Here is a 25,876-nt window from a genome sequence, read left to right on the forward strand (position 1 = left end):
GCACCTTCGCCAGCGGATGAAAGTACACCACAGCTGCCTGCTCCCGTGGTAGCCTCAACATCGCCGATCCTCGATCAGTCAAATCTTGCCCGCTTGGCAACGCCAACTAGATGGGCCAACCTCCAAGATTTTTGAACGGGACTGGGTCTCTCTCCGGGCGACGCGGTGCGCCCGGCGGGCTGAGACAGCACTGGCTTGTGGAATCCCCAAGCCTACCCCCCACCACAAGGTACCCGCAGGGTTTCCACAGGATCCAAGCTCAATCAGGGTTTTCCCAACCTCAGAAAGTAGCCTTAAGTCATGTCCATTTCAGGTTCCGGAGCAGCCGACAGCAGCGCCAGCGGCGTCTGCGTCCCGGCGTCCGGCTCCAGTGGTATGGCTCACAACGAATCGGAGAGTGCCGCCTTGCCCGTATTAGACCTGGATGTCCTCCACGACCTCGAAGAGGACATGGGCAGCACCGGTGTGGCGCACAACTTTGCAAGGGACTACATCAGGATCTGGGACAAGCGCCGAACCTACCTCGAAGCCTCGGTCGAACACGACGACGCTGACGCAGCCATGGACGCCGTCCTCAGCCTGAAGAACTCGGCCATGATGGTGGGCGCCTCACGGCTGGCCCAGCTGGCGGTAAACCTGGAACGCCTTGTAAAGGGCGGAGACCTGCCCGGTGTCCGCAGGCTGCTGCCATTCGTGGCGCTTACCGGCGAACAAACCGTCTGCGGCCTCCAGCACGGTTACCTCCCGCCGGAAGCTTGAGAGCCCAGGAGCCTACGGAAGGCGCCCTTACTCAGCCCGCTTCGGCGCCAGCCGGTACCCGACGCCGCGCACTGTGACCAGCCACCGGGGATCCTGCGGATCCTCCCGGAGCTTGCGGCGAAGGTTGCCGATGTGAACCTCAACGGCCCGCTCGTCCGCTTCGCTGATGTAAGTGTCCTCGCCGTAGTACTCGCCCCGCACTACCCTCACCAGGTCGGCCCGAGAGCGCACCGCGCCCGTTCCCTTCAGCAGCTCGTGCAGCAGGTCGAATTCGCTCCGGGTCAGCCCTAGGGGCGTGCCGCGCAGGGCCACGGTCCGGGTTTCGGTATCGAGAGCTAGCCCGTTGTGAAGCAGTACGCTGCCACGGCGTGAACTGGAGGAGCCAAGCGATCCGGACTCCGCAACAGCGGAGGAGGACGGCGCATCATCACCAGAAGAAACCCGGGGCCTGCGCAGCATCGCCGTTATCCGGGCCCGCAGCTCCCGCGGCCGGAAGGGCTTGACGATGTAGTCGTCGGCACCGCCCTGGAGTGCCGTGATGGTGTCAAGCTCCTCATCCCGGCCGGTAAGCATCACAACGTAGGCGTCACTGAACTGCCGGATGCGCCGAAGGACTTCAAAGCCGTCAATGTCCGGAAGGCCGACGTCGAGGGTTATGACGTTTGCCTGGCGCTGCCTGGCCACATCAACCCCGTCACGGCCGGTCCCTGCCGAATGCACCTCAAAACCAGCCTGCTGCAAAACCGCGTCGAGGAGATTCCTGACGTCATCGTCGTCCTCGATAACCACGGCAACACCAAGTTCGCCCACCACTACCTCTATCCAGGTAAAAACCACCGCACAGCCCAGCGCAACGCGGTAACCGTTACCAGATTACCTACGCTACAACGTAGAGAGGCCGAAAGTCCGAAAATTGCGGATATCTTTTAGCCGCACACCGGACACTGGTGCCGTCCCCTCCAAATAGCGAAGAATAGGTGTGCATAATGGGCATCATGTCTTCGTATAACCACGAGCGGTCCTTGAATTCGGAAGAGCAGGCCAATACCGGGCGCAGCCGCGTTGGGTGAGCACGTGCTGGTCCGCGACACGGACCGATTCTTCCGCCGCCTGCAGCCCCGCATCCAGGTGGCGCTCTGCCAGCTCCCGGTAACGGTCATCCTCGCCGCGCTGGCAATTGCCGCGCCCGCAGTGTGGCCCACACTGATCGAGAGCCCAGTATTCATTGCCGCCATCGTCATGATGGTGTCGACGTTTCTCGCCTGCTTTCTGGTTCCCTGGGAACGGCTACCGCCCAACGCCTACTTGGTTATTCCGATACTCGACATGGTGGTCATCGGGCTCGCCCGCAACGGCGCGGTTCCCGCCGTTGCGGGACTTGGAGTTTTGGCGATATTCCCGGTGATCTGGCTTTCCAGTTCCGACAACTTCCCGCGCACCACCATATTCCTGAGCTTTTTCGGCACACTCCTCATCGGCATTCCCACGCTGGTGCAAAAGTTTCCCAAGATTTCACCTTCGGACATTGCCACTGCAATTCTGCTGCCGCTAATGATGCTGGCCGTATCGCTGGCGATCAGGTTTGCCAGCGCCAACGTCCGCCTGCAGCGCCAGCGGCTGGAAAAGAAGGACGCCGAACTCCGCGAACTGCTCGTGGAAAGCAGGAACCGCGAACGGCTGCTCAAGACCATCCTGGACACCACGGACGTGGGCATTGTGGCCGTGGATGCAGATGGCCAGAAGGTTCTGGTCAACGACCAGCAGCAAAGCTTCCGTCAGGCGGCGGCTCCCGCCGGCACGGAGCAGCCGCTGGAAGCCCAGCAGCTCATGTTCGGGCAGGACCGGGTAACCCCGCTTCCTTTGGACAAGCGCCCGATCCGCCGTGCCGTTGCCGGGGAGACCTTCGCCGATTACCTGGTGTGGCTGGGCGAGGGACCTTCGCAGAGGGCGGTCGCCACTGCTGCCCGGATTATCAAGAACGACGACGGCGGGTTCAGTGGTGCGGTCGTCGTCTACAGTGACGTCACGGGCCTGGTGGAAGCCCTCTCCGCCAAGGAAGAACTGATCTCCAACGTTTCCCACGAGTTCCGCAGTCCCCTGATGTCAGTACTCGGGAACGTGGACCTGGTGCTCGATGAAGCGGACGCCCTGTCCCCTGACGCTGTGCACCGGCTGGAAGTGGTGCAGCGCAACGCCGAACGGCTGCTCTCCCTCGTCTCCGAGCTTCTGGTGTCGGCGTCGGCCGTTCTGGCCGTGCATCCCCGTCGGACCGATCTGGCAGGCCTCATCGAGAACAGCATCGGCTCGGTCCAGGCCCAGGCAGACGCCAGCAACGTTTCCCTCACCACCGACGTTCCGGCGCCCCTCTGGGCGCATGCTGACCCGCTCCGCATCGGCCAGGCGCTGGACAATTTGGTGTCCAATGCCATCAAATACTCGCCCGACGGCGGCAAAGTCACCGTCAGTGCCCGGCGGAGCGAATCGTGGGTGCAGCTGAAGGTCCAGGACACGGGCATGGGCATCAGCGAAGAAGAAACATCGCGCATCTTCACGCGATTCTTCCGCACCCAGGCCGCGCGCCAGGCCGCTATTCCCGGGGTAGGGCTGGGCCTGTCCATTACCAAAACCATTGTGGAGCGGCACGGCGGGGACATCTCCTGCCAGAGCAAACCCGGTGCGGGCACCACCTTCACCCTCACGCTGCCGGCCGAGGGCGCCCCCGAATCCTGACGCGGGGTCAGGCCCCATCCGGTTTTCCACATAGCCCCCGGGCAGCGTCGTTTTTGTCATAGGCCGATGGCATGCTTTGGGTATGGATGACAGTGCGGCTGCGGATGCGTTGGAGGCGATTAGTGCCTCTGCCGCGGCGCTGGCTGCCAAGCTCCGCAAGGCCGCTGATCCTGGTCCGGCGGGCGTGGATTCGCTGCCGGGTGAGGCGGAACCGCCGCAAGATGAGTCAGATCCGCTGGATGCTCAGGCGGATGCGTGCCTGGGCGGGCTGGCCGATGTGGCTGGGATGGAGGCCCGGCTGGCGGCCGTGAAGGTGCATCTCGCCGCCGGTTTTTCCGCGGCGGAGGAGGCCATGACTCCGCCTGACGCGTCTGCGCAAGACCACACCGTCCGGCAGATGTCCGCGACAGCTGAGATTGCTGGCGCCCTGACTGTCAGCGAAGGGGCGGCGGATCGACTGCTCGTCGAATCCGCCACACTAACGAGGGACCTTCCGTTGACGCTAGCCGCCCTACAGGCCGGAACCATGTCCTGGCAGCACGCGCGGGTGATGTGCGACGAAACGGACGGGCTGGATCCGGCCGCGGCCGCTGCTTTTGAGGCGCATTTCCTGGACCCGGACGCGCCCAACGCGGCTCGGGGTTGCCCAGCGGGAGAGCTGACACCGGCGAGGTTCCGGGCCAAGGCCCGCTATTGGCGGGAGCGGCACCACCCGGTCAGCATCGAAACCCGGCACACCAAGAGCGCGAAGGACCGGCGGCTGGAATACGTTCCGGACCGCGACGGCATGGCCTGGCTCTCGGCGTACCTGCCCGCGGACCAGGCCGCCGGGATTTGGAACCGCGCCACCGCCACGGCACGTGCAATGCAGGGCCCCACCGAATCCCGAACCCTAACCCAGCTCCGCGTAGATGTCGCGTCGGGTTGGATGCTCACGGCAGGCCGCGGGGTGGACGGCGAGGCCTCAGGTTCTACGCCAAGCGGCGATGTGCCGTCCCCGGCAGCGCAGGTCCTGGTGACCGTTCCGGTGTTCTCACTGCTCGGACTGACGGAGGAACCGGCCACCCTGGACGGTTATGGTCCCATCCCGCCGTCCATGGCCCGCCGTCTCGTCGCCGACGGCGGGACGTCATTCCTTCGGGTCCTCACAGACCCCCGCGACGGTGCGCCGCTGGAGATCGGACGGACCAGCTACCGGTTGACGAAGCCGATGCGCCAATGGCTGCGGCTCCGCGACGCGAAATGCACGTTCCCGAACTGCAACAACCACTCCTTGGACAACGACGCCGACCACATCCTCGCCTGGGCCGACGGCGGCGGAACCGGCGTCACCAATCTTGGCCAGCCCTGCCCCAAGCACCACCGACTGAAACACTCCACAGCGTGGAGACCGGCCGGCGCCACCGCCAACGAATCGCCCGGCTGGATCTCACCCAGGGGACGCTCCTACCAGGCCGAACACCAGGACTGGGAACCACCCGAGTGGCCAGAACCGCTGCTGGCTCTACAGTCTGGCCAGGACTGGCCGCTGCCGCCCGACCGGCCCGAGCCGCCGGAATGGCCCATACCACCAGGCTTGCCCGAGCCGCCGGACTTTTCCGACGCCACCGTCGGCTTCGAGGGCTGCGTCACTCCCGAGGACGTCATCGACCCCGGCAGCTTCGACAGCCACGAGGCCTTCGAAGGCCCGGAACCACAACTGCCACTGGATCCGTGGCCCGACTGGGCATCGCCCACAGCAGCATAGAATCGCACGTCAATATGGAGACGTGCCCTAATCCAACGGCAGGGTCACCGTGACGGACGTTCCCGCGGCGGGAGCCGACTCTATCGCCATCTTGCCTCCCGCAGAACCGACGGCAAGGCGCATGAGCCTCAGCCCCATGCCCGAGTGCCTGCCGTGCGTGGCAGCCTCAACGTCAAAGCCGCCGCCGTCGTCGGTAACGCGGAGCTGGACCGCATGGTTGTCCCCGGAACGGCAGACGCAGCAAAGCCGGACGGTCACGGAGGACGCGTCGGCATATTTATGGATGTTGCTCAGGAGCTCCTGCGCCGCCCGGTAGAGCAGCGTGCCGGACTTCCTGTCCACTTCCATTCCATGATGAGGCGCCTCGAGGTGCACGGCGATCCCACGTTCGCGCAGCGGGAGGGCCAAACGGTCAATCGCCCCCGCGACGCCAAGCACGTAGAAATCGACCGGATGCGTATCGGTAAGAACGCCACGGACTGCGACGACGTCGTCGCTTGTTAGTGATTTCATGCCTTAACCGTGCGCCCCGTGCCTTGTTATTTTCTTGTAACCTTGGCGGCGTGTCCCCCGTTTGCAGGGGCGCATTCTGAGCGTCCTGGAAAGCAATGGCGCAGCTGCGCCCTGACCTGCGGCTACGTCCGGACGACGGCCCTACGCCAGGGTGTAGCCGGACCCGCGGACAGTCTTCAGCCAGCGGGGCTGCCTCGCGTCGTCCCCCAATTTGCGGCGCAGGTTGCCGACGTGGGTTTCGATAATCCGGCCAGGGTCCCGCGCACCGGCCTTGCCTCCGGCCATGGCTCCTGCTTCCCGCTTCGCGAGACCCAAAAGCCCGACGAGTTCCGATTTGGTGACGACGCCGCTGCCGCGCTGCAGCAGGATGAACAGGAGGTCGAACTCGGTACGGGTCAGCTGCAGGGCACGGCCGCGGAGTGTGGCGGCCCGCGTTGCGCTGTTGATCTCCAGCCCGTTGTGCTCGAAGGCCTGGGCTGCTGGAAAGCCCTGCGCTAATCCAAGGCCCTGCGCTGCTGGAAGGCCGTTCGCTGCTGGAAGGCCGGACGCTACTGCAAGGCCGCCGGCCGGAGCGGGTGCAGGCATGGTCTTCGCCTTGGCCGAGGCCCGCAGCCGCGGTGAAATCAGCGGCGCTTCCCGCGGCGTCACGATCGGCGGGACCGTCAGTTGCCGCGGCCGGCGCAACATGCCGTCAACACGGGCCCGCAGCTCCCGGGGCCGGATGGGTTTGACCATGTAGTCGTCAGCCCCGGCATCGAAGCCCTTCAAGGTCGCTCCAAGGCCGCTTCGCGCGGTGATGATCAGGATGTAGGTGTGGCTGAATTCGCGGATGCGCCCCAGCACCTCATAGCCGTCGATGTCCGGAAGCACCAGATCCAGCGTGACGGTGTCCGGCTGCTTGGCACGCACCAACGCAAGCCCCGCTTCGCCGGTGGCAGCGCAGTGCACCTCGAAACCGGCGTCCCCGAGCGTGGTCCGCAAAAGGGACCGGACTTCCTCGTCCCGGTCGATAACGACGACGACGCGACGATCATTCATCCCTTACCCCCTGTAAGGACCGCATGATTAAAGACTGCGTCTCAGCCTACTAGCCGCGGGGCAAAAACCGGGGCAGGGTATTACTGGCGCACCGCCCGTGTGAGCTCTGCCCGGGCCAGCAGTTCGCTGTCGGAGGGGTAGGCCACTTCCTCGAACACCAGGGGGTGCGGCGCGGCCAGGACGGACCGGGCGTCCCGTTTCCTGGCCAGCAGGCGCTCGTGCAGCCACTCCGGACGTTCCTGCCCCTCCCCCACGTACAGCGCTGAGCCCACCAAAGCGCGCACCATGTTGTGGCAGAAGGCGTCGGCCTGGACGGTAACGACGATGACGCCGTCCTGCCCGCGGGCAAACTCGAAGCGCTGCAGCTCGCGGACGGTAGTGGAACCCTCCCGCGGCTTGCAGAAGGACAGGAAGTTGTGCAGGCCCAGCAGCTGCGCCGAGCCTTCATTCAGCAGGTCCACGTCCAGGGGCGTCTTGTGCCAGAGAGTGTTGTACCGGCCGAGCGGATCCCACTTCTCCGGGCCGTCCGCGATCCGGTAGCTGTAGCGGCGCCACAGGGCGGAGAACCGGGCGTCGAACCCTTCCGGGGCGACGGCGGCGTGGTGCACCATGATGGCGCCGGTCTGGTCCCCCAGCCCGCGGCTGAGCGTGCCCCGCAGGCGCCGCAGGAGGGCGACGGCGGGATCGACGGCCGCACCACGGTTCAGTCCCAGCCACTCGGCTTCCGTGAGGTCCAGGTGGACCACCTGGCCCCGGGCGTGCACGCCCGCGTCGGTACGGCCGGCCACCGTGACGCGTATGGGGCGGCGGAGCAGCAGCTCCAGGGCGTCTTCGAGAACACCCTGAACGGTACGCCGTCCCGGCTGCACTGCCCACCCGCTGAACGGGCCGCCGTCGTACGCCAGATCGAGCCGGATACGCAGGAACCCGCCGCCCCCCAAAACGGGGGCAGCGGGTTCCTGGTGGGTCATAGACTCAAGTCTATGCGAAGGATTTAGCGAATTACTTCGCGTCCTTGGCCTCGTCGGCAACAGCCTCGTCAGCGGCAGCTTCCTCGGCCGGAGCCTCTTCAGCAGCAGCTTCTTCAGCCGGAGCTTCCTCAGCGGCAGGAGCCTCTTCGGTTGCAGCTTCGGTCTCAACGACCTCTGCCTCGGGAGCTTCCTCAGCGGCCGGAGCAGCAGCGGCAGCAGCCTGGGTGGCCTCGGCTACAACAGCCTGCTTGGCGGAAACCGGCTCGAGGACCAGTTCGATGACAGCCATGGGAGCGTTGTCGCCCTTGCGGTTGCCGATCTTGGTGATGCGGGTGTAGCCGCCGTCGCGGTTCTCCACAGCCTGAGCGATGTCGGTGAACAGCTCGTGGACGACGCCCTTGTTGCTGATCAGGCCGAGAACGCGGCGGCGGGAAGCGAGGTCGCCACGCTTGGCGAAGGTGACCAGGCGCTCTGCGTACGGCTTCAGGCGCTTGGCCTTGGTGACCGTGGTGGTGATCCGCTTGTGCTCGAACAGTGCTGCTGCCAGGTTCGCGAGCATGAGACGCTCGTGAGCCGGGCCGCCTCCGAGGCGCGGACCCTTAGTGGGGGTAGGCATAATTGTTTCTCCTCATATGGAAGCCGGGAGGCTGCGCACTACGCGGTGCGGGCCAGCCCCTCGGCCAAGATCTGCTTGTTAGAGCTCGTCGTCGCTGAACGCGGCGTCGTCCTCTTCGATGGCTGCGGCGCGGGCTGCCAGGTCGAAACCGGGAGGGGAGTCCTTCAGGGACAGACCCAGTTCAACCAGCTTTGCCTTGACCTCATCGATGGACTTCGCACCGAAGTTGCGGATGTCCATCAGGTCAGCCTCGGAGCGGGCAACGAGTTCACCCACGGTGTGGATGCCCTCACGCTTGAGGCAGTTGTAGGAACGGACGGTGAGGTCCAGATCCTCGATCGGCAGAGCCATGTCTGCTGCCAGGGCAGCATCCGTCGGCGACGGGCCAATCTCGATACCCTCAGCTGCGGTGTTCAGCTCGCGGGCCAGACCGAACAGTTCCACCAGGGTGGTGCCAGCGGAAGCAACGGCATCGCGCGGGGCGATGGCCTGCTTGGTCTCGACGTCGACAATCAGCTTGTCAAAGTCGGTGCGCTGCTCAACACGGGTGGCTTCCACGCGGAAAGTAACCTTCAGCACCGGCGAGTAGATGGAGTCAACCGGAATACGGCCGATCTCTGCGTCGCCGGACTTGTTCTGAGCTGCCGAAACGTAGCCGCGGCCGCGCTCGATGGTCAGTTCGAGTTCGAACTTGCCCTTCGAGTTCAGCGTGGCAATGTGCAGATCCGGGTTGTGGAACTCGACGCCGGCCGGCGGAGCGATGTCCGCGGCGGTGACGACTCCGGGGCCCTGCTTGCGCAGGTAAGCAACAACCGGCTCGTCGTGCTCGGAGGACACGGACAGGTTCTTGATGTTGAGGATGATCTCGGTGACATCTTCCTTGACACCCGGAACCGTCGTGAACTCGTGCAGCACGCCATCGATCCGGATGCTGGTTACAGCGGCACCGGGGATGGAGGAGAGCAGGGTACGGCGGAGGGAGTTTCCGAGGGTGTAACCGAAGCCCGGCTCCAGCGGTTCAATGATGAACCGGGAGCGGTTTTCGGAGACGACCTCTTCGGAGAGGGTGGGGCGCTGTGCAATGAGCACTTAGGTTTCCTTTCGGCGAGCATCCGCTATATGACGCAACACAGGTGGTGGAAAATCGGTCTGAGGACTTAACGCGGCGGGCTTGCCCGGACCCGAAACGGGTCCGGGCAAGCTCCGGCTGCGGAAAATACTTAGACGCGGCGGCGCTTCGGCGGACGGCAGCCGTTGTGCGCGGCGGGGGTGACGTCCTGGATGGAGCCAACCTCGAGGCCGGCAGCCTGCAGCGAACGGATGGCGGTTTCGCGTCCGGAACCCGGTCCCTTGACGAACACGTCAACCTTCTTCAGGCCGTGCTCCTGTGCACGCTTGGCGGCGGCTTCGGCAGCCATCTGCGCAGCGAACGGGGTGGACTTACGCGAGCCCTTGAATCCAACCTCACCGGCGGAAGCCCAGGAAATCACAGCACCGGACGGGTCCGTGATGGACACGATGGTGTTGTTGAACGTGCTCTTGATGTGCGCCTGGCCAAGCGCGATATTCTTCTTGTCCTTCTTACGCGGCTTGCGAACCGCGCCACGAGTCTTCGGGGGCATTTCTTCTCCTACAGAAAGTTATTTGGGGGAAGGCCGTGCTGATCCCACATTTGCCGTCAGGCAAATGCGGTTTAGCGGGCCTTCTTCTTGCCGGCGACGGTACGCTTCGGGCCCTTGCGGGTACGAGCGTTGGTCTTCGTACGCTGACCGCGTACGGGCAGGCCCTTGCGGTGACGCAGGCCTTCGTAGCTGCCGATTTCAACCTTGCGGCGGATATCTGCTGCTACTTCGCGGCGAAGGTCACCCTCAACCTTGTAGTTGCCTTCAATGTAGTCACGCAGCTCTACCAGCTGCGCATCCGTCAGGTCCTTGACCCGAACGTCAGCGCTGATGCCGGTGGCAGTCAGGGTTTCGTGTGCACGGGTCTTGCCCACGCCGTAGATGTAAGTAAGCGCAATTTCCAGCCGCTTTTCGCGGGGAATGTCTACGCCAGCGAGACGAGCCATAGTGGCGGTACTCCTTGAATAAACCGGAGGTCGTAGGCAGTACACCCGCACTTTCAGTGCGGCCCCAGCCTCCGACCGGGGGTTAGCTGTCCGGGCTCATGCGTCCCAGTTCAGCTTGTGCTGCCTTTATTTACTTGCGTGGGTTAGCAACCCAGGGATTCCCTGACGGGAATTAGCCCTGGCGCTGCTTGTGGCGCGGGTTCTCGCAGATCACCATGACCCGGCCGTTACGGCGGATCACTTTGCACTTTTCGCAGATCTGCTTGACGCTCGGCTTGACCTTCATGGCGTTCCTTTGCGTGATAGCAGTTGGGCCGATGGAGCGGCCTTAGGCAATTGCCTTGGCCGCCCAACGTTTACTTGTAGCGGTAGACGATACGACCACGTGTCAGGTCGTAAGGGCTCAGCTCCACCACTACCCGGTCCTCAGGGAGAATCCTGATGTAGTGCTGGCGCATCTTTCCAGAGATGTGTGCCAGGACGACGTGCTTGTTGGTGAGCTCAACACGAAACATCGCGTTGGGCAGCGCCTCAGTCACTACGCCCTCGATCTCAATGACCCCGTCCTTCTTGGCCATATCCTCCGCTAACTGTTGTTTGCCACAGACCTCCGGCTGGCGCCGGGCATGACTGCGGACGTTTTTGATTTGATTGATCGTCGCCCTCCGGCCGCAAATGGGCGTGGCAGGGCAGACAACCAACATGCAACTCTACGGCATTAGGCCCGGAAAGTTAAATCCAGCCATGTTAGCGCACATCGCCCGGGTATGCACCAAATTCACCCGCCGGAGTTGTGACAGCCGGGGCGCTGCTGATCCCGTCCAGGATGGCCAAACGTACGACGTCGGCTGCCGCGCTCTGTAGCGTAATGAGGCTTACCTGCCGGGCGGCTTCCGTACTCCTGTCCAGCTCCTGGCCCCCGGTGGCGAGGCAGAACACGGTGTCCCCGTCAGCCAGGGTGTGGCTCGGATTCAGCGCCCGTGCCAGCCCCGCATGGGCAGCCGAGGCGGTCCGCTTGCACTCAGCCACATCCAGCGTCGCGTTAGTGGCGACGACGACGAGCGTGGTGTTGAGCGCTGCGCCGGGTTCCGTCCCAGCAGGCGAAACCCCCGGCGGCAGGCCCAGCGCGTTCACCACCGCCAAGGCACCGACCACCACGCCGTTCGCCAGGGTGGCCGACGCTGTGCCCACTCCCCCTTTGTATTTCCCGCGGCCGATGACGGCTCCGGTGCCGGCACCCACGTTGCCGCGTTCGACGTCGTGCCCTTCAGCCTGCGCGCCGGCGGCCACAGCCGCCGCGTAGCCCATGGCTTCATCCGGGCGGGCGCTGAAGTCGCCACCGCGGCCGAGGTCGAAGATGGCGGCTGCCGGAACAATGGGCACCACCCCTCCGGCTACTGTGAAGCCACGGCCCTGTTCCTCGCACCAGCGCTGGACGCCGTGGGCGGTGACCAGCCCGTAGGCGCTGCCGCCGGTGAGCACCACGGCGTCGACGGTGCTTACCAGGGTGGTGGGGTCGAGGGCATCGGTCTCATGGGTTCCGGGTCCTCCCCCGCGGACGTCCACCGAACCGACGGTCCCCGCGGGTGGCAGCACCACGGTCACCCCGCTCAGCCACCCGCCGTCGGACTTCTGCCGGTGCCCCACACGGATGCCCGGCACATCGGTGATCTGTCCAGGCGCCGTGGCTCGGTCACTCGGTCCCATGGCTCCCATTCTGCCCCACCCAACTGCGAGTTAGGTGGGGAAACCTAGGGGATCGGGACCGGCACCACGCCAAGGGGCACGAGCCTGGCCGCGCCGCCGTCGGGCGAGGACAGCACCCAGATGCCCTTCTCGTGCACGGCTACGGAGTGCTCCCACTGGCAGGAGCGCTTTCCGTCGGTGGTGACCACGGTCCAGTCGTCCTCCAGCACTGCCGTCTCGATGCCGCCGCGGACCAGCATCGGTTCGATGGCCAGGCAGAGGCCGGGGCGGATCTTCGGACCGCGGTGGCTGGTGCGGTAATTCAGGACGTCGGGTGCCATGTGCATCTCGGAGCCGATGCCGTGGCCCACATAGTCCTCGAGGATCCCCAGGGGCTTGCCCGGAACCGAGGAAACATAGTCGTCCACCGCCGCGCCGATGTCGCCCACGAACTTGCCCTTGGCCAGGGCGGCGATGCCGTGCCACATGGCGGTCTCGGTGACGTCGGAGAGGCGCTGGTCCTCCGGGTCGGGCGTTCCCACGATCACAGTCCGCGCCGAGTCGGAGTGCCAGCCGTTGACAATCGCGCCGCCGTCGATGGAGATGATGTCCCCGTCCTGCAGAACCTTGTCGCCCGGGATGCCGTGGACCACTTCCTCGTTGACGGAAGTGCAGATAGTGGCGGGGAACCCGTGGTAGCCCAGGAAGTTGGACTTGGCGCCCGCCTCGAGCAGCACGGCAGCGAAGACCTCGTCGAGCTGCTTGGTGGTGACGCCGGGCGCTGCCGCGGCCACGGCGGCGTCGAGGGCGCGGCTCAGGACGAGCCCGGCCTCGTGCATGGTGCGCATCTGGGCGTTGGTCTTGTATTCAATCCGTGGCTGGCCGAATGCCATCTGCGGTGCTTCCTCTCAATGCGCCTCGCCCTTCCGGCCGCAGGATGCGGCCGGAAGGGCGGGGCTAAAAGCCGGAGGCCCCTCCCCATGGTCCGGGAGGAGCCTCGCAGCGTTGGAACTAATTTCAGGCGGCCTGAGCTTCCTTGATGGCCTGCATGACGCGGTCGGTGACCTCGTCGATCTGGCCGATGCCGTCAACCTGGGTCAGGATACCGCGTTCGGCATACTTGGCCACGACGGCTTCGGTCTGCTCGTGGTAAAGGTCCAGGCGGTGGCGGATGACGGCCTCGTTGTCGTCACTGCGTCCGGTTTCCTTCGCGCGGCCCAGCAGGCGGGCTACGAGCTCCTCGTCATCAGCGGTGAGCTGCAGGACGACGTCCAGCTTCTGGTCGCCATCGGCCAGGATCTGGTCCAGGTAGTCAACCTGGGCGGTGGTGCGCGGGTAGCCGTCCAGCAGGAAGCCGTTCTCGACGTCGCCTTCGCTGAGGCGGTCGCGGACCATCTTGTTGGTCACGCTGTCCGGAACGAAGTCCCCGGCGTCCATGTACTTCTTGGCCTCAACGCCGAGCGGAGTCTCGCCCTTCACGTTGGCGCGGAAGATGTCACCGGTGGAAATCGCAACGACGCCGAGGCGGTCCGAGATGCGTTCCGCCTGCGTGCCCTTGCCCGAACCCGGTGGTCCGATAATCAACATTCTGGTCATCGCAATAGCCCTTCGTAGTGACGCTGCTGTAGCTGCGCGTCAATTTGCTTGACGGTTTCCAAGCCAACGCCCACCATGATCAGGATCGAGGTGCCACCGAACGGGAAGTTCTGGTTCGCGTTGATCAGCACGAGCGCCACCAGCGGAATCAGTGCCACGAAGCCAAGATAGATGGCGCCGGGCAGCGTGATGCGCGACAGGACGTACTGCAGGTAATCCGCGGTCGGCTTGCCGGCACGGATACCCGGAATGAAGCCGCCGTATTTCTTCATGTTGTCGGAGACCTCTTCAGGGTTGAAGGTGATCGCCACATAGAAGTAGGTAAAGAAAACGATCATGGCGAAATACATCACCATGTAGATGGGGTGGTCGCCGCGGGTCAGGTTGTTGTTGATCCACTCAACCCACGGCTGGATGGACTCCCCCGCCTTCGGCTGGTTGAACTGCGAGATCAACGCCGGCAGGTAGAGCATCGAGGAGGCGAAGATGACGGGAATGACGCCGGCCATGTTCACCTTGATGGGAATGTAGGTGCTGGTGCCGCCCACTGTGCGGCGGCCGATCATCCGCTTGGCGTACTGCACCGGGATGCGGCGCTGGGACTGCTCCACGAAGACCACCAGGGCAACCGTCAGCAGGCCGATGACGATGACAATGAAGAACGTGCCCGGGCCCTGCGCGGACCAGATGGCGCCCAGCGAGGTGGGGAAGCCGGCAGCGATGGCCGTGAAGATCAGCAGCGACATGCCGTTGCCGACGCCCTTCTCGGTCACGAGCTCACCCATCCACATGATGAGGCCGGTGCCGGCCGTCAGCGTGATGACGATGAGGATCGTGGTGATGACGCTCTGGTCCGGGATGATCGGCAAGTTGCAGCCGGGCAGCAACTGGCCTGACCGTGCCAGCGACACCAGTGTCGTGGCATTCAGCAGGCCAAGGGCGATCGTCAGGTACCGCGTGTACTGCGTCAGCTTGGACTGCCCGGAGGCACCCTCTTCGTAAAGCTGCTGGAACCGCGGGATGACCACGCGCAGCAGCTGCACAATGATGCTCGCCGTGATGTACGGCATGATGCCCAGGGCGAAAATGGAGACCTGCAGCAATGCACCGCCGCTGAAAAGATTGACGAGCTGGTAGATCCCGCCCTGGGTCTGCCCGTTCGACAAGCATTGCTGGACATTCTGGTAGCTCACACCGGGCGAGGGGATAAAGGCTCCCAAGCGGAAGATTGTGATGATTCCCAGCGTGAACAACAACTTGCGTCGCAGATCAGGCGTTCGAAACGCCCGGCCGAATGCGCTTAGCAAGCGTCCTCCTCATTAGTTGATAAGTCTCGTGATGCAGATGTATAAACCCAACAACCGAGTCTAACCGGTGTTTGCGGCGTGCGAACAATCCGGAAGACCCAATAGGTATGAAAAAACTCCCGGCACAGGGGCCTCGGCCCCCGTGCCGGGAGTTTGCGCAGCGGGCTATTGCCCACCGGCTCCGGGACAGAATCCCTTAGAGCGCGGTGGTGCTGCCGCCGGCTGCTGCAATCTTTTCTGCGGCGCTGGCCGAGAATGCGTGGACGGTGACGTCAACCTTGACGGTGATGTCGCCGGTGCCAAGCACCTTGACGGGCTGGTTCTTGCGAACGGCACCCTTCTCGACCAGGTTCTCCACGGTGACTGCGCCACCTTCCGGGAACAGCTCGTTGAGCTTGTCCAGGTTTACAACCTGGAACTCAACCCGGAACGGGTTCTTGAAGCCGCGCAGCTTCGGCAGGCGCATGTGCAGCGGCAGCTGGCCGCCGGCAAAGCCAGCCTTGATCTGGTAGCGGGCCTTCGTACCCTTGGTACCGCGACCGGCGGTCTTACCCTTGGAACCTTCACCACGACCAACACGGGTCTTGGCGGTCTTGGAACCCGGGGCGGGACGCAGGTGGTGAACCTTAAGAGCGCTCTGCTTCTCAGCAGCGGCGGTCTCGGCGGTGTTCTTCTCTGCCATTACTTCGCCTCCTCAACATTCACGAGGTGCGGAACCGTGTTGAGCATTCCGACGGTCACGGCGTCAGCGGTGCGGACAACGGTGTGTCCGATGCGCTTGAGGCCGAGCGACCGAAGGGTGTCGCGCTGGTTCTGCTTGGCGCCAATGACGCCCTTGATCTGGGTGATCTCCAACTGAGCGTCGGAGGGAGTCAGGTTCTTAGCCATAACCTAGACACCTGCCTTCTGGTTCATCAGAGCCTTCACCAGTGCCGGCGGAGCGATCTCGTCGAGCGGCAGGCCGCGGCGTGCTGCCACAGCTGCCGGCTCTTCGAGGCGCTTCAGGGCATCAACGGTCGCGTGAACGATGTTGATGGCGTTGGAGGAACCGAGCGACTTGGAGAGGATGTCGTGGATGCCCACGCACTCCAGTACTGCACGGACCGGACCACCGGCGATAACACCGGTACCGGCGGAAGCCGGACGCAGCATTACGACACCAGCGGCGGCTTCACCCTGAACGCGGTGAGGAATGGTGTTGCCAACGCGGGGAACGCGGAAGAAGGACTTTTTGGCCTCTTCAACGCCCTTGGCGATAGCAGCGGGAACTTCCTTGGCCTTGCCGTAGCCGACGCCGACCATACCGTTGCCGTCACCAACGACGACGAGTGCGGTGAAGCTGAAGCGACGACCACCCTTGACGACCTTGGAAACGCGGTTGATGGTGACAACGCGCTCTACGAACTGGTTCTTCTCGGCTTCACGTCCGCCATCGCGGCCGCCACGGCCACCGCGGTCGCCGCGGCCCTGGCCACGGTCGCCACGCTCGCCGCGACGCGCGCCACCACGGCGGTCCTCGGCAGCGGGGGCAGTGGTCTCAGCAGCTGCGGCTTCGGGGGCCTTTTCTTCTGCAGACACAGTGTCCTTTTCCTTGTTTGCTTCGGTCACAGTGACAGCCCACCTTCGCGTGCACCGTCAGCGACGGCGGCGATCCGGCCGTGGTACTTGTTACCACCACGGTCGAAGACAACAGCCTCGACGCCGGCAGCCTTGGCACGCTCGGCTACGAGCTCGCCAACGCGCTTGGCCTTGGCGGTCTTGTCACCGTCGAATGCACGAAGGTCAGCTTCCAGAGTGGACGCACTTGCTACGGTCTGGCCAATGGTGTCGTCGACAACCTGGACAAATACGTGGCGTGCGGAGCGGTTGACGACCAGGCGAGGACGTACAGCCGTTCCGGAGATGCGCTTGCGGATACGAAGCTGGCGGCGGCTGCGCGAAGCAGACTTGCTCTTGTTCGTACGCTTCTTGTTAATGGCGATGGCCATGGTTACTTACCAGCCTTTCCGACCTTGCGGCGGATGACTTCGCCCGCGTAGCGGATGCCCTTGCCCTTGTACGGGTCAGGCTTGCGCAGCTTGCGAATGTTGGCAGCAACCTCGCCGACCTGCTGCTTATTGATGCCTGAGACAGAGAGCTTGGTCGGTCCCTCTACTGCAAAGGTGATGCCGGCCGGAGCGGTAACGCTGACCGGGTGGCTGTAGCCGAGAGCGAACTCAAGGTCAGATCCCTTGGCCTGAACGCGGTAACCGGTACCGACGATTTCAAGCTTCTTCTCGTAGCCTGCGGTGACGCCCTGGATCATGTTGGAGATCAGGGTGCGGGTCAGGCCGTGGAGCGAACGGGAGGCGCGCTCGTCGTTCGGGCGGGTGACGGTCAGGGTGCTGTCTTCCAGCGCAACCTCGATCGGGCTGGCCACAGTGTGGGTCAGCTCGCCCTTGGAACCCTTGACGCTGACGACAGAGCCGTCAACCTTGACCTCAACGCCGGCAGGAACGGTGATGGGGAGACGTCCAATACGTGACATTATTCTCTTCCTTTCCCGTTACCAGACGTAAGCGAGGACTTCGCCGCCCACGCCCTTCTTGCCGGCCTGCTTATCAGTCAGGAGGCCGGAAGAGGTGGACAGAATTGCGATACCCAGGCCACCCAGCACGTGCGGCAGGTTGGTGGACTTCGCGTAAACGCGGAGACCCGGCTTGGAGATGCGACGGACACCCGCGATTGAACGCTCGCGGTTCGGACCGAACTTGAGATCAAGGGTCAGCTTCTTGCCAACTTCTGCGTCCTCTTCCTTCCAGCCGGCGATGAAACCTTCGGCCTTCAGGATGTCAGCAACGCGAGCCTTGAGCTTGCTGTAAGGCATAGACACGGAATCGTGGTATGCCGAGTTTGCGTTACGCAGGCGCGTAAGCATATCTGCGACAGGATCTGTCATAGTCATTTGGGCACTTGCCCTTCCTCGTAACGGTTTCCGCCATTCTGTCCCTGGGGGATCAAAGTGGCCGGACCTTTTACGTAGTTAATTAAGCTTCGGTTTTGAACGGGAAACCAAGCGCCTTGAGCAGCGCGCGGCCTTCGTCGTCGGTCTTGGCGGTGGTCACGACCGTGATGTCCATACCGCGGGTGCGGTCGATGGAGTCCTGGTCGATCTCGTGGAACATAACCTGTTCGGTCAGACCGAAGGTGTAGTTGCCGTTGCCATCAAACTGCTTGCCGCTGAGGCCGCGGAAGTCGCGGATACGGGGCAGGGCCAGCGTGACCAGACGGTCCACGAATTCCCACATGCGGTCGCCACGCAGGGTTGCGTGTGCACCAATGGGCATGCCTTCGCGCAGCTTGAACTGGGCGATCGACTTGCGGGCCTTGGTGACCTGCGGCTTCTGGCCGGTGATCAGGGTGAGGTCGCGGACAGCGCCGTCGATCAGCTTGGAGTCCTTGGCGGCATCTCCAACACCCATGTTCACTACAACCTTGACCAGACGGGGAACCTGGTTCACGTTCTCGTACTTGAATTCCTCAAGAAGCGCGCTCTTGATGGAATCGGCGTACTTGGTCTTCAGACGAGGAACGATCTTCGTTGCCGGAGTCTCGAGAGTCTCAGTCATTAGATGTCCTTCCCGGAGCTCTTGGCCACGCGGATGCGGACGGTCTTCTTGACGCCGTCCTTCTCTACGGTGTCGAGGCGGAAACCAACGCGGGTCGGCTTCTTGGTGGACGGGTCAACCAGAGCCACGTTGGAAACGTGGATGGAAGCCTCGACAACCTCGATGCCGCCGGTCTTGGTGCCGCGCTGCGACTGTCCGACCTTGGTGTGCTTGGTTACGCGGTTGATACCCTCAACCAGCACGCGGTTAGTTTCCGGGAACACGCGCAGGACCTTGCCCTGCTTGCCACGGTCGCCGCCGCGCTCAGCCTTGGCGCCAGTGATGACCTGAACCAGGTCACCCTTCTTGATCTTAGCCATGGACTAGAGCACCTCCGGAGCCAGAGAAACGATCTTCATGAACTTCTTGTCACGGAGTTCACGACCAACCGGTCCGAAGATACGGGTACCGCGGGGGTCACCGTCGTTCTTCAGGATGACGGCTGCGTTCTCGTCAAACTTGATGTAGGAACCATCCGCACGGCGGCGTTCCTTCTTGGTACGGACGATGACAGCCTTGACGACGTCGCCCTTCTTTACGTTGCCGCCCGGAATTGCATCCTTGACGGTTGCGACGATTACGTCGCCAATGCCTGCGTAGCGACGGCCAGATCCACCGAGAACGCGAATGGTAAGGATTTCCTTAGCACCCGTGTTGTCGGCGACCTTGAGTCGCGACTCCTGCTGAATCACTATTTACTCCTTGCGTCGCGCCGGTTCTCAGACCGAAAATCTTCCTACGGAATGAGCCTTGCGGAACGGTTGATCGGGGTGTCTCTTGACCTGACTGGATTTTGCCAGACCAGGCCTAAACGCCCGTGCCACAAACAGTTGCTTCCCAGCCCGTGGGGGCGCAGGGGAACACTATGCCGTGGCACAATTGTTTACGAGGTTTGCTGTCCGGCGCACAACAGGCGCCATACAAACTCAATATCCTAGCACATTTCCCGGGCATCCCCATATCACAACCGGCAGGGGCCGGGCCACTCCCCTACCGAGCCCGCCAGCCGCCGTCGGGCTCCCCCGCTTAACGAGGAAACCCCCGCTCCCAAAGGGAACGGGGGTTTCCGTTACAGCCGCCAGGGGCGTGCTGCAGGTGTTACTTAGCCTTCTCGAGGATCTCCACGAGCCGCCAGTTCTTGGTGGCGGACAGCGGGCGGGTCTCGGCGATGACAACCAGGTCGCCGATGCCGGCGGTGTTCTGCTCGTCGTGTGCCTTGACCTTGGAGGTGCGGCGGATGACCTTGCCGTACAGGGCGTGCTTCACGCGGTCTTCAACCTGAACAACGATGGTCTTGTCCATCTTGTCAGAGACCACGTAGCCGCGACGCGTCTTACGGTAACCGCGCTGCTCAGCCGTAGCTGCCGTAGCAGTTTCCGTCACGTTCTCGTCCTTTTCACTCACTTGGCGTCCTCCTCGGTCTCAGCCTCGGCAGGCTTTTCAGCCTTCTTAGCTGCAGACTTCTTGGACTTCTTTTCTTCCTTGGCTTCCACAACCGGTGCGGCAACCTCGGCACGAATGCCCAGCTCGCGCTCACGGAGAACGGTGTAGATGCGTGCGATGTCCTTCTTTACCGCGCGCAGACGACCGTGGTTCTCCAGCTGTCCGGTGGCGGACTGGAAACGCAGGTTGAACAGCTCTTCCTTGGACTTGCGGAGTTCTTCAACGAGACGCTCGTTGTCGAAACCGTCCAGCTGTGCGGGTGCAAGATCCTTTGACCCAACTGCCATTTCTATTCACCACCTTCGCGACGCACAATGCGTGCCTTCAACGGGAGCTTGTGGATCGCCAGGCGCAGGGCCTCGCGAGCTACCTCATCACTGACACCGGAGAGTTCAAAGAGAACCCGGCCCGGCTTGACGTTGGCGACCCACCATTCCGGCGAACCCTTACCGGAACCCATGCGGGTTTCGGCAGGCTTCTTGGTCAGCGGACGGTCCGGGTAAATGTTGATCCAGACCTTACCGCCACGCTTGATGTGGCGGGTCATCGCGATACGGGCAGATTCGATCTGACGGTTCGTGACGTATGCCGGGCTCAGGGCCTGGATGCCGTACTCACCGAAGGAGACCTTGGTACCGCCCGTGGCAGCGCCGGAACGACCCGGGTGGTGCTGCTTACGGTGCTTGACTCGACGTGGGATAAGCATTTAAGCCTGTCCTCCTTCTGCTGCCTGTGCCGGTGCTGCTGCCTCGGCTGCCGGAGCTGCAGCAGCAGGTGCTGCGTCGGCTGCCGGACGGTCGTTACGACGACGGCGGTCACCACGGTCAGCGCCACCCGGGCGGCCCGGACGGTCGCCGGAGCGGCCACGGGACGGAGCAGCAGCTGCCTGCTGAGCCAGTTCCTTGGAGGTGACGTCGCCCTTGTAGATCCAGACCTTCACGCCGATGCGGCCGAAGGTGGTCTTGGCTTCGTAGAAGCCGTAGTCGATGTTCGCGCGGAGGGTGTGCAGGGGCACACGGCCTTCACGGTAGAACTCCGAGCGGGACATTTCTGCGCCACCCAGACGGCCCGAGCAAGCGATACGAATACCCTTGGCACCGGCACGCTGTGCGGACTGCATGGCCTTCTTCATCGCACGGCGGAATGCCACGCGGGAAGTCAGCTGCTCTGCAACACCCTGGGCAACAAGCTGGGCTTCCATCTCGGGGTTCTTGACCTCGAGGATGTTCAGCTGAACCTGCTTGCCGGTGAGCTTTTCGAGCTCGCCGCGGATGCGGTCTGCCTCGGCGCCGCGGCGGCCGATGACGATGCCCGGACGTGCCGTGTGGATGTCCACGCGGACACGGTCGCGGGTGCGCTCGATCTCGACCTTGGCGATGCCGGCGCGCTCCATGCCGGTGGACATGAGCTGGCGGATACGGATGTCTTCGCGAACGAAGTCCTTGTACCGCTGGCCGGACTTGGTGCTGTCAGCGAACCAGTGCGATACGTGATCGGTGGTGATGCCGAGTCGGAACCCGTGCGGGTTTACTTTCTGTCCCACTTAGCGAGCCTCCTCTTTCTCCGGGGTAGCGACTACCACGGTGATGTGGCTGGTGCGCTTCTTGATCTGAAATGCACGACCCTGAGCACGCGGCTGGAACCGCTTCATGGTCGGGCCTTCATCAACAAACGCTTCGCTGATGATGAGGTCACCTTCGTCGAACGCAACACCGTCGCGGTCCGCGAGGACCCGGGCGTTGGAGATTGCCGACTGAACTACCTTGAATACCGGCTCCGAAGCTGCCTGGGGGGCAAACTTCAGAATTGCCAGAGCCTCGTTCGCTTGCTTTCCACGAACAAGGTTGACGACGCGCCGGGCCTTCATAGGCGTTACGCGGATGTGGCGCGCAATTGCCTTGGCTTCCATTGCTTTCCTTCTCTCGTCTTTGACGTAAGTGCAGGCGCCTAGCGGCGCTTGCCCTTACGGTCGTCCTTGACATGGCCGCGGAATGTCCGCGTGGGAGCGAATTCGCCGAGCTTGTGCCCGACCATCGACTCGGTGACAAACACCGGGATGTGCTTGCGTCCGTCATGCACGGCGATCGTGTGCCCGAGCATGTCGGGGATGATCATCGAGCGGCGGGACCAGGTCTTGATGACGTTCTTGGTGCCCTTTTCGTTTTCCCTTGCGACCTTCACAAAGAGGTGCTGGTCAACGAAAGGACCTTTTTTCAGGCTGCGTGGCATGTGTCCAGGCTCCTATCGCTTGTTCTTGCCAGTACGACGGCGACGAACAATAAGCTTGTCGCTCTCTTTGTTGGGGCGGCGGGTACGGCCTTCAGGCTTACCGTTCGGGTTGACCGGGTGACGACCACCGGAGGTCTTACCTTCACCACCACCGTGCGGGTGGTCAACCGGGTTCATGGCGACACCACGGACGGTCGGGCGAACGCCCTTCCACCGCATACGGCCGGCCTTGCCCCAGTTGATGTTCGACTGCTCGGCGTTGCCGACCTCGCCGATCGTGGCGCGGCAGCGCACGTCAACGTTGCGGATTTCGCCGGAGGGCAGACGCAGCTGGGCGAAACGGCCTTCCTTGGCGACGAGCTGAACAGAAGCACCGGCGGAACGGGCCATCTTGGCACCGCCGCCCGGGCGCAGCTCAACCGCGTGGATAACGGTACCCACGGGGATGTTGCGCAGGGGCAGGTTGTTGCCAGGCTTGATGTCAGCGTTGGCGCCGGCTTCCACGAAGTCGCCCTGGGAGAGCTTGTTCGGGGCGATGATGTAACGCTTGGTGCCATCAACGTAGTGCAGGAGGGCGATGCGAGCCGTGCGGTTCGGATCGTACTCGATTTCGGCAACGCGGGCGTTGACGCCGTCCTTGTCGTGGCGACGGAAGTCGATCAGACGGTACTGGCGCTTGTGTCCACCACCCTTGTGACGGGTGGTGATCTTACCGGTGTTGTTACGGCCGCCCTTTTTGGGCAGCGGACGTACCAACGACTTTTCCGGCGTCGACCGCGTGATTTCGGTGAAGTCAGCTACGCTCGAGCCGCGACGGCCCGGCGTAGTCGGCTTGTATTTACGGATTCCCATAATTTATTTCCTCGTTAAAGTGGTCTCCGCTACGCGAGCGGACCGCCGAAGATGTCGATAGTGCCTTCTTTGAGGGTCACAATGGCACGCTTGGTGTTCTTGCGGGTACCCCATCCGAATTTGGTGCGCTTGCGCTTACCGGCACGGTTGATGGTGTTGATCGATTCGACCTTGACGGAGAAGATCTTCTCCACGGCCAGCTTGATCTCGGTCTTGTTCGAGCGGGGGTCCACCAGGAAGGTGTACTTGCCCTCGTCGATCAGGCCGTAGCTCTTTTCCGAGACGACGGGTGCAAGCACGACGTCGCGCGGGTCTTTGATGGTGGCTGCGCTCACTTGGCATCCTCCTCGTTCTTTGCAGCCTTGTCAGCAACGAATGCTTCGTAGGCAGCCTTGGTGAAGACTACGTCGTCAGAAACGAGAACGTCGTAGGTGTTCAGCTGGTCTGCGTACAGAACGTGAACTTCCTCGAGGTTGCGCACGGACAGTGCAGCAACATCGTTGGCGCGCTCAATGACAACGAGCAGGTTCTTGCGCTCGGAGACGCCGCGCAGCGTTGCCAGTGCTTCCTTGGAGGACGGCTTGTCGCCGGCAACCAGGTCAGCAATAACGTGGATGCGTCCGTTACGGGCGCGGTCAGACAGTGCGCCGCGCAGTGCAGCAGCAATCATCTTCTTGGGGGTGCGCTGGCTGTAGTCACGCGGGGTGGGACCGTGGACAACGCCACCACCGGTCATGTGAGGAGCACGGATCGAGCCCTGACGGGCGCGGCCGGTACCCTTCTGCTTGAACGGCTTGCGGCCTGCACCGGAAACTTCGGCGCGGGTCTTGGTCTTGTGGGTACCCTGGCGAGCAGCAGCGAGCTGTGCAACGACGACCTGGTGCAGCAGCGGCACGTTGGTCTGAACGTCGAAGATCTCTGCAGGCAGGTCAACCTTGACAGTGCTAGTCATTTAACTAGGCTCCCTTCACGGCGGTGCGTACGAGTACGACCTGGCCGCGGGCGCCGGGGACGGCACCCTTGATCAGGAGCAGCGACTTCTCGACGTCAACCGCGTGAACAGTGAGGTTCAGCGTGGTGTGACGAACGGCGCCCATGCGGCCGGCCATTTTCATGCCCTTGAAGACGCGGCTCGGGGTGGATGCGCCACCGATTGAACCGGGCTTACGGTGGTTCTTGTGGGCACCGTGGGAAGCTCCAACGCCGTGGAAGCCGTGACGCTTCATAACACCGGCGAAGCCCTTACCCTTGGTGGTGCCAACGACGTCGATCTTCTGGCCGGCTTCGAAGACCTCTACAGAGAGCTCCTGGCCCAGCTCGTACTCAGCAGCATCTGCGGTACGGAGTTCGACGACGTGACGGCGAGGCGTGACGCCTGCCTTTTCAAAGTGACCAGCCAGCGGCTTGGTGACCTTGCGGGGATCGATCTGGCCGTAGCCGATCTGAACGGCGACGTAGCCATCAACTTCTGCGTTGCGCAGCTGGGTGATGACGTTCGAGTCAGCCTGGACAACAGTGACGGGGATGAGCTTGTTGTTCTCGTCCCAGACCTGGGTCATGCCGAGCTTCGTGCCCAGCAGGCCCTTTACGTTACGGGTTGCGGTCATAGTCTCTCAGCACCTCCCTACAGCTTGATTTCGATGTTCACGTCGGCCGGCAGGTCGAGACGCATGAGCGAGTCAACAGCCTTGGGCGTGGGGTCGATAATGTCGATCAGACGCTTGTGCGTGCGCATTTCAAAGTGCTCGCGGCTGTCCTTGTACTTGTGGGGAGAGCGGATAACGCAGTACACGTTCTTCTCCGTGGGCAGCGGCACGGGGCCGACTACCGTTGCGCCTGCGCGCGTGACCGTCTCAACGATCTTCCGTGCTGAAACGTCAATGACCTCGTGGTCGTATGACTTCAGCCGGATGCGGATTTTTTGTCCCGCCATGTCGCCTGACTCTCTTTCAGTAAGTGCTGCTCTGTTTACTTGCGTGTTGCATGTGGCTGCCGAAGCATTTGAAGTCGTAACTACCACCCGCCGCACAAGCTGAATCCGGATGAATCCGGGTTCCTCAACCTGCCGACGTAACCGACCCCCGCGGTCGGGCGTGTCGCGCTTTGCAAAACGCACGAGCCCGCATTTCCTTGGGGGGTGGGTTATGTTTGGGCTTCAGCCTGGACCCTGACACCCGGCATTATCCGGATCGGGACGCGAAGAAGCACTTGAACAACTCATCTAGTATGCCGGAATTTGTCCGAGGAAGCGAATCGGCCCCGGGTCGTCAGGCTGGGACGCCGATTCCGGCCACATCAGCCAACCCGCGGGGACTGGACTTTACGGCAGGCTCGTGGACCTGCTGCTGGCCGCGGGAATCTCCCCCATGGCCACGCTCTACCACCGGGACACTCCCCTTGTGCGCGCGGCGCGGCTACTGGTTCTTGTTGGACCTGTTGATCCGCTTGGCGCGTTCAATTTCGTGGCGGAAGTGCTTCTTCGCCCAAACAACGCCCACCACTACGGCGGCAACCACCAGCAGGAAAATAAGCCAACCCATGATGTTCCTCTCTCTCGCGAGCACTAACCCTATCAGGCTGCCCCGCTGCCCAGTGGAGGGAACTGCGGATACAAAAACAGCCCCGCTGCGAGTAGCAGCGGGGCTGTTTTCGAACATCACGTCAGGCCGTTAGC

General features: G+C 63.1%; 38 protein-coding genes and 1 pseudogene. 4 read left to right on the forward strand and 35 right to left on the reverse strand.

Annotated features, from left to right (window positions below; all coding sequences use genetic code 11):
• Nucleotides 1-300: 300 nt before the first annotated feature.
• Entirely contained in the window at nucleotides 301-759 is a 459-nt protein-coding gene (locus tag CXZ05_RS16715; protein ID WP_102973670.1) for an Hpt domain-containing protein, read from the forward strand.
• A gap of 27 nt (nucleotides 760-786) precedes the next feature.
• On the opposite strand, the gene CXZ05_RS16720 is transcribed toward CXZ05_RS16715, so the two are convergent.
• The gene (locus CXZ05_RS16720) at nucleotides 787-1,569 is read right to left on the reverse strand and encodes a response regulator transcription factor (RefSeq protein WP_180987437.1); all 783 of its coding nucleotides are present in this window, start codon (nucleotides 1,567-1,569) and stop codon (nucleotides 787-789) included.
• Between the two features lie 252 nt (nucleotides 1,570-1,821).
• Between CXZ05_RS16720 and CXZ05_RS16725 the strand changes: the two genes are divergently transcribed.
• Together CXZ05_RS16725 and CXZ05_RS16730 are read left to right on the forward strand one after the other, a co-directional pair.
• Nucleotides 1,822-3,489 (forward strand): cell wall metabolism sensor histidine kinase WalK, encoded by a 1,668-nt coding sequence (locus CXZ05_RS16725; RefSeq protein ID WP_102973672.1) that lies wholly within the window; start codon nucleotides 1,822-1,824, stop codon nucleotides 3,487-3,489.
• 82 nt (nucleotides 3,490-3,571) lie between these two features.
• On the forward strand, nucleotides 3,572-5,236 hold the full coding sequence (locus CXZ05_RS16730) for an HNH endonuclease signature motif containing protein (protein WP_102973673.1): 1,665 nt from the start codon (nucleotides 3,572-3,574) through the stop codon (nucleotides 5,234-5,236).
• A gap of 27 nt (nucleotides 5,237-5,263) precedes the next feature.
• On the opposite strand, the gene CXZ05_RS16735 is transcribed toward CXZ05_RS16730, so the two are convergent.
• The 33 genes from CXZ05_RS16735 to rpsJ form a co-directional block, all read right to left on the reverse strand.
• On the reverse strand, nucleotides 5,264-5,749 hold the full coding sequence (locus CXZ05_RS16735) for a sensor histidine kinase (protein WP_102973674.1): 486 nt from the start codon (nucleotides 5,747-5,749) through the stop codon (nucleotides 5,264-5,266).
• A gap of 141 nt (nucleotides 5,750-5,890) precedes the next feature.
• Nucleotides 5,891-6,787, reverse strand: coding sequence for a response regulator transcription factor (locus CXZ05_RS16740; protein ID WP_102973675.1), 897 nt, complete (start codon nucleotides 6,785-6,787; stop codon nucleotides 5,891-5,893).
• A gap of 80 nt (nucleotides 6,788-6,867) precedes the next feature.
• On the reverse strand, nucleotides 6,868-7,758 hold the full coding sequence (truA, locus tag CXZ05_RS16745; protein ID WP_180987433.1) for a tRNA pseudouridine(38-40) synthase TruA: 891 nt from the start codon (nucleotides 7,756-7,758) through the stop codon (nucleotides 6,868-6,870).
• Between the two features lie 31 nt (nucleotides 7,759-7,789).
• The gene (gene rplQ / locus CXZ05_RS16750) at nucleotides 7,790-8,374 is read right to left on the reverse strand and encodes a 50S ribosomal protein L17 (protein ID WP_102973677.1); all 585 of its coding nucleotides are present in this window, start codon (nucleotides 8,372-8,374) and stop codon (nucleotides 7,790-7,792) included.
• A 78-nt stretch (nucleotides 8,375-8,452) separates the two neighbouring features.
• Nucleotides 8,453-9,463: a DNA-directed RNA polymerase subunit alpha gene (locus CXZ05_RS16755; RefSeq protein WP_003803733.1), complete on the reverse strand. Its 1,011-nt coding sequence runs from the start codon at nucleotides 9,461-9,463 to the stop codon at nucleotides 8,453-8,455.
• A gap of 131 nt (nucleotides 9,464-9,594) precedes the next feature.
• Nucleotides 9,595-9,996 (reverse strand): 30S ribosomal protein S11, encoded by a 402-nt coding sequence (rpsK, locus tag CXZ05_RS16760; RefSeq protein WP_102973678.1) that lies wholly within the window; start codon nucleotides 9,994-9,996, stop codon nucleotides 9,595-9,597.
• Between the two features lie 71 nt (nucleotides 9,997-10,067).
• A complete protein-coding gene (rpsM, locus tag CXZ05_RS16765; RefSeq protein ID WP_018760436.1) occupies nucleotides 10,068-10,442 on the reverse strand; it encodes a 30S ribosomal protein S13 in 375 nt (124 codons plus the stop codon).
• 172 nt (nucleotides 10,443-10,614) lie between these two features.
• Nucleotides 10,615-10,728, reverse strand: coding sequence for a 50S ribosomal protein L36 (gene rpmJ, locus CXZ05_RS16770; protein ID WP_009358722.1), 114 nt, complete (start codon nucleotides 10,726-10,728; stop codon nucleotides 10,615-10,617).
• A 70-nt stretch (nucleotides 10,729-10,798) separates the two neighbouring features.
• Nucleotides 10,799-11,020, reverse strand: a complete 222-nt coding sequence (gene infA / locus CXZ05_RS16775; RefSeq protein WP_011775571.1) for a translation initiation factor IF-1 — start codon at nucleotides 11,018-11,020, stop codon at nucleotides 10,799-10,801.
• 169 nt (nucleotides 11,021-11,189) lie between these two features.
• The gene (locus CXZ05_RS16780; protein WP_102973679.1) at nucleotides 11,190-12,149 is read right to left on the reverse strand and encodes a P1 family peptidase; all 960 of its coding nucleotides are present in this window, start codon (nucleotides 12,147-12,149) and stop codon (nucleotides 11,190-11,192) included.
• A 44-nt stretch (nucleotides 12,150-12,193) separates the two neighbouring features.
• On the reverse strand, nucleotides 12,194-13,021 hold the full coding sequence (gene map, locus CXZ05_RS16785; protein ID WP_102973680.1) for a type I methionyl aminopeptidase: 828 nt from the start codon (nucleotides 13,019-13,021) through the stop codon (nucleotides 12,194-12,196).
• Between the two features lie 124 nt (nucleotides 13,022-13,145).
• Nucleotides 13,146-13,715, reverse strand: coding sequence for an adenylate kinase (locus tag CXZ05_RS16790; protein WP_180987438.1), 570 nt, complete (start codon nucleotides 13,713-13,715; stop codon nucleotides 13,146-13,148).
• A gap of 5 nt (nucleotides 13,716-13,720) precedes the next feature.
• Nucleotides 13,721-15,031, reverse strand: a complete 1,311-nt coding sequence (secY, locus tag CXZ05_RS16795) for a preprotein translocase subunit SecY (RefSeq protein WP_102973682.1) — start codon at nucleotides 15,029-15,031, stop codon at nucleotides 13,721-13,723.
• 196 nt (nucleotides 15,032-15,227) lie between these two features.
• Nucleotides 15,228-15,713, reverse strand: coding sequence for a 50S ribosomal protein L15 (rplO, locus tag CXZ05_RS16800; protein WP_102973683.1), 486 nt, complete (start codon nucleotides 15,711-15,713; stop codon nucleotides 15,228-15,230).
• Nucleotides 15,713-15,919 carry a 50S ribosomal protein L30 gene (gene rpmD / locus CXZ05_RS16805; protein ID WP_102973684.1) on the reverse strand — a complete coding sequence of 69 codons (207 nt, stop codon included), beginning with the start codon at nucleotides 15,917-15,919 and terminating at the stop codon, nucleotides 15,713-15,715. Before rpmD ends, rplO begins: the two co-directional genes overlap by 1 nt.
• Before the next feature lie 3 nt (nucleotides 15,920-15,922).
• Nucleotides 15,923-16,639: a 30S ribosomal protein S5 gene (gene rpsE / locus CXZ05_RS16810; protein ID WP_102973685.1), complete on the reverse strand. Its 717-nt coding sequence runs from the start codon at nucleotides 16,637-16,639 to the stop codon at nucleotides 15,923-15,925.
• Nucleotides 16,636-17,019 (reverse strand): 50S ribosomal protein L18, encoded by a 384-nt coding sequence (gene rplR, locus CXZ05_RS16815; RefSeq protein WP_003803763.1) that lies wholly within the window; start codon nucleotides 17,017-17,019, stop codon nucleotides 16,636-16,638. Before rplR ends, rpsE begins: the two co-directional genes overlap by 4 nt.
• A gap of 2 nt (nucleotides 17,020-17,021) precedes the next feature.
• Nucleotides 17,022-17,558 (reverse strand): 50S ribosomal protein L6, encoded by a 537-nt coding sequence (rplF, locus tag CXZ05_RS16820; protein WP_102973686.1) that lies wholly within the window; start codon nucleotides 17,556-17,558, stop codon nucleotides 17,022-17,024.
• Nucleotides 17,559-17,576: 18 nt separating this feature from the next.
• The gene (gene rpsH / locus CXZ05_RS16825) at nucleotides 17,577-17,975 is read right to left on the reverse strand and encodes a 30S ribosomal protein S8 (protein WP_015937843.1); all 399 of its coding nucleotides are present in this window, start codon (nucleotides 17,973-17,975) and stop codon (nucleotides 17,577-17,579) included.
• An 82-nt stretch (nucleotides 17,976-18,057) separates the two neighbouring features.
• Nucleotides 18,058-18,639: a 50S ribosomal protein L5 gene (gene rplE, locus CXZ05_RS16830; protein ID WP_003803769.1), complete on the reverse strand. Its 582-nt coding sequence runs from the start codon at nucleotides 18,637-18,639 to the stop codon at nucleotides 18,058-18,060.
• On the reverse strand, nucleotides 18,639-18,998 hold the full coding sequence (gene rplX, locus CXZ05_RS16835; protein WP_102973687.1) for a 50S ribosomal protein L24: 360 nt from the start codon (nucleotides 18,996-18,998) through the stop codon (nucleotides 18,639-18,641). Before rplX ends, rplE begins: the two co-directional genes overlap by 1 nt.
• 3 nt (nucleotides 18,999-19,001) lie before the next feature.
• Entirely contained in the window at nucleotides 19,002-19,370 is a 369-nt protein-coding gene (gene rplN, locus CXZ05_RS16840; RefSeq protein WP_003803789.1) for a 50S ribosomal protein L14, read from the reverse strand.
• 406 nt (nucleotides 19,371-19,776) lie between these two features.
• Nucleotides 19,777-20,082, reverse strand: a complete 306-nt coding sequence (gene rpsQ, locus CXZ05_RS16845) for a 30S ribosomal protein S17 (RefSeq protein WP_076801234.1) — start codon at nucleotides 20,080-20,082, stop codon at nucleotides 19,777-19,779.
• On the reverse strand, nucleotides 20,079-20,408 hold the full coding sequence (gene rpmC, locus CXZ05_RS23600; RefSeq protein WP_003803792.1) for a 50S ribosomal protein L29: 330 nt from the start codon (nucleotides 20,406-20,408) through the stop codon (nucleotides 20,079-20,081). Before rpmC ends, rpsQ begins: the two co-directional genes overlap by 4 nt.
• A 2-nt stretch (nucleotides 20,409-20,410) precedes the next feature.
• Nucleotides 20,411-20,827, reverse strand: coding sequence for a 50S ribosomal protein L16 (rplP, locus tag CXZ05_RS16855; protein ID WP_102973688.1), 417 nt, complete (start codon nucleotides 20,825-20,827; stop codon nucleotides 20,411-20,413).
• Nucleotides 20,828-21,664 (reverse strand): 30S ribosomal protein S3, encoded by an 837-nt coding sequence (gene rpsC / locus CXZ05_RS16860; protein WP_003803796.1) that lies wholly within the window; start codon nucleotides 21,662-21,664, stop codon nucleotides 20,828-20,830.
• Nucleotides 21,665-22,030: a 50S ribosomal protein L22 gene (gene rplV, locus CXZ05_RS16865; protein ID WP_003803798.1), complete on the reverse strand. Its 366-nt coding sequence runs from the start codon at nucleotides 22,028-22,030 to the stop codon at nucleotides 21,665-21,667.
• Between the two features lie 38 nt (nucleotides 22,031-22,068).
• Complete coding sequence (gene rpsS / locus CXZ05_RS16870; RefSeq protein WP_003803803.1) at nucleotides 22,069-22,350, reverse strand: 30S ribosomal protein S19; 282 nt, start codon at nucleotides 22,348-22,350, stop codon at nucleotides 22,069-22,071.
• 12 nt (nucleotides 22,351-22,362) lie between these two features.
• A complete protein-coding gene (gene rplB, locus CXZ05_RS16875; protein ID WP_003803804.1) occupies nucleotides 22,363-23,202 on the reverse strand; it encodes a 50S ribosomal protein L2 in 840 nt (279 codons plus the stop codon).
• Between the two features lie 29 nt (nucleotides 23,203-23,231).
• Nucleotides 23,232-23,537 carry a 50S ribosomal protein L23 gene (rplW, locus tag CXZ05_RS16880; protein ID WP_011692807.1) on the reverse strand — a complete coding sequence of 102 codons (306 nt, stop codon included), beginning with the start codon at nucleotides 23,535-23,537 and terminating at the stop codon, nucleotides 23,232-23,234.
• Nucleotides 23,534-24,154: a 50S ribosomal protein L4 gene (rplD, locus tag CXZ05_RS16885; protein ID WP_056626641.1), complete on the reverse strand. Its 621-nt coding sequence runs from the start codon at nucleotides 24,152-24,154 to the stop codon at nucleotides 23,534-23,536. The genes rplW and rplD overlap by 4 nt, the downstream gene beginning before the upstream one ends.
• Nucleotides 24,155-24,158: 4 nt before the next feature.
• A complete protein-coding gene (gene rplC / locus CXZ05_RS16890) occupies nucleotides 24,159-24,809 on the reverse strand; it encodes a 50S ribosomal protein L3 (RefSeq protein WP_102973689.1) in 651 nt (216 codons plus the stop codon).
• 17 nt (nucleotides 24,810-24,826) lie between these two features.
• The gene (gene rpsJ / locus CXZ05_RS16895; protein WP_003803825.1) at nucleotides 24,827-25,135 is read right to left on the reverse strand and encodes a 30S ribosomal protein S10; all 309 of its coding nucleotides are present in this window, start codon (nucleotides 25,133-25,135) and stop codon (nucleotides 24,827-24,829) included.
• A gap of 316 nt (nucleotides 25,136-25,451) precedes the next feature.
• On the opposite strand from rpsJ, the pseudogene CXZ05_RS22875 reads away from it, so the two are divergent.
• Nucleotides 25,452-25,601 (forward strand): annotated as a pseudogene (locus CXZ05_RS22875) (family 1 glycosylhydrolase); the annotation flags it as partial.
• Nucleotides 25,602-25,616: 15 nt separating this feature from the next.
• On the opposite strand, the gene CXZ05_RS23490 reads toward CXZ05_RS22875, so the two are convergent.
• Entirely contained in the window at nucleotides 25,617-25,742 is a 126-nt protein-coding gene (locus CXZ05_RS23490; RefSeq protein WP_258006624.1) for a hypothetical protein, read from the reverse strand.
• Nucleotides 25,743-25,876 lie beyond the last annotated feature (134 nt).

The organism is Arthrobacter sp. AFG20, from assembly GCF_002892795.1.
In the GTDB taxonomy this organism is placed as follows: domain Bacteria; phylum Actinomycetota; class Actinomycetes; order Actinomycetales; family Micrococcaceae; genus Arthrobacter.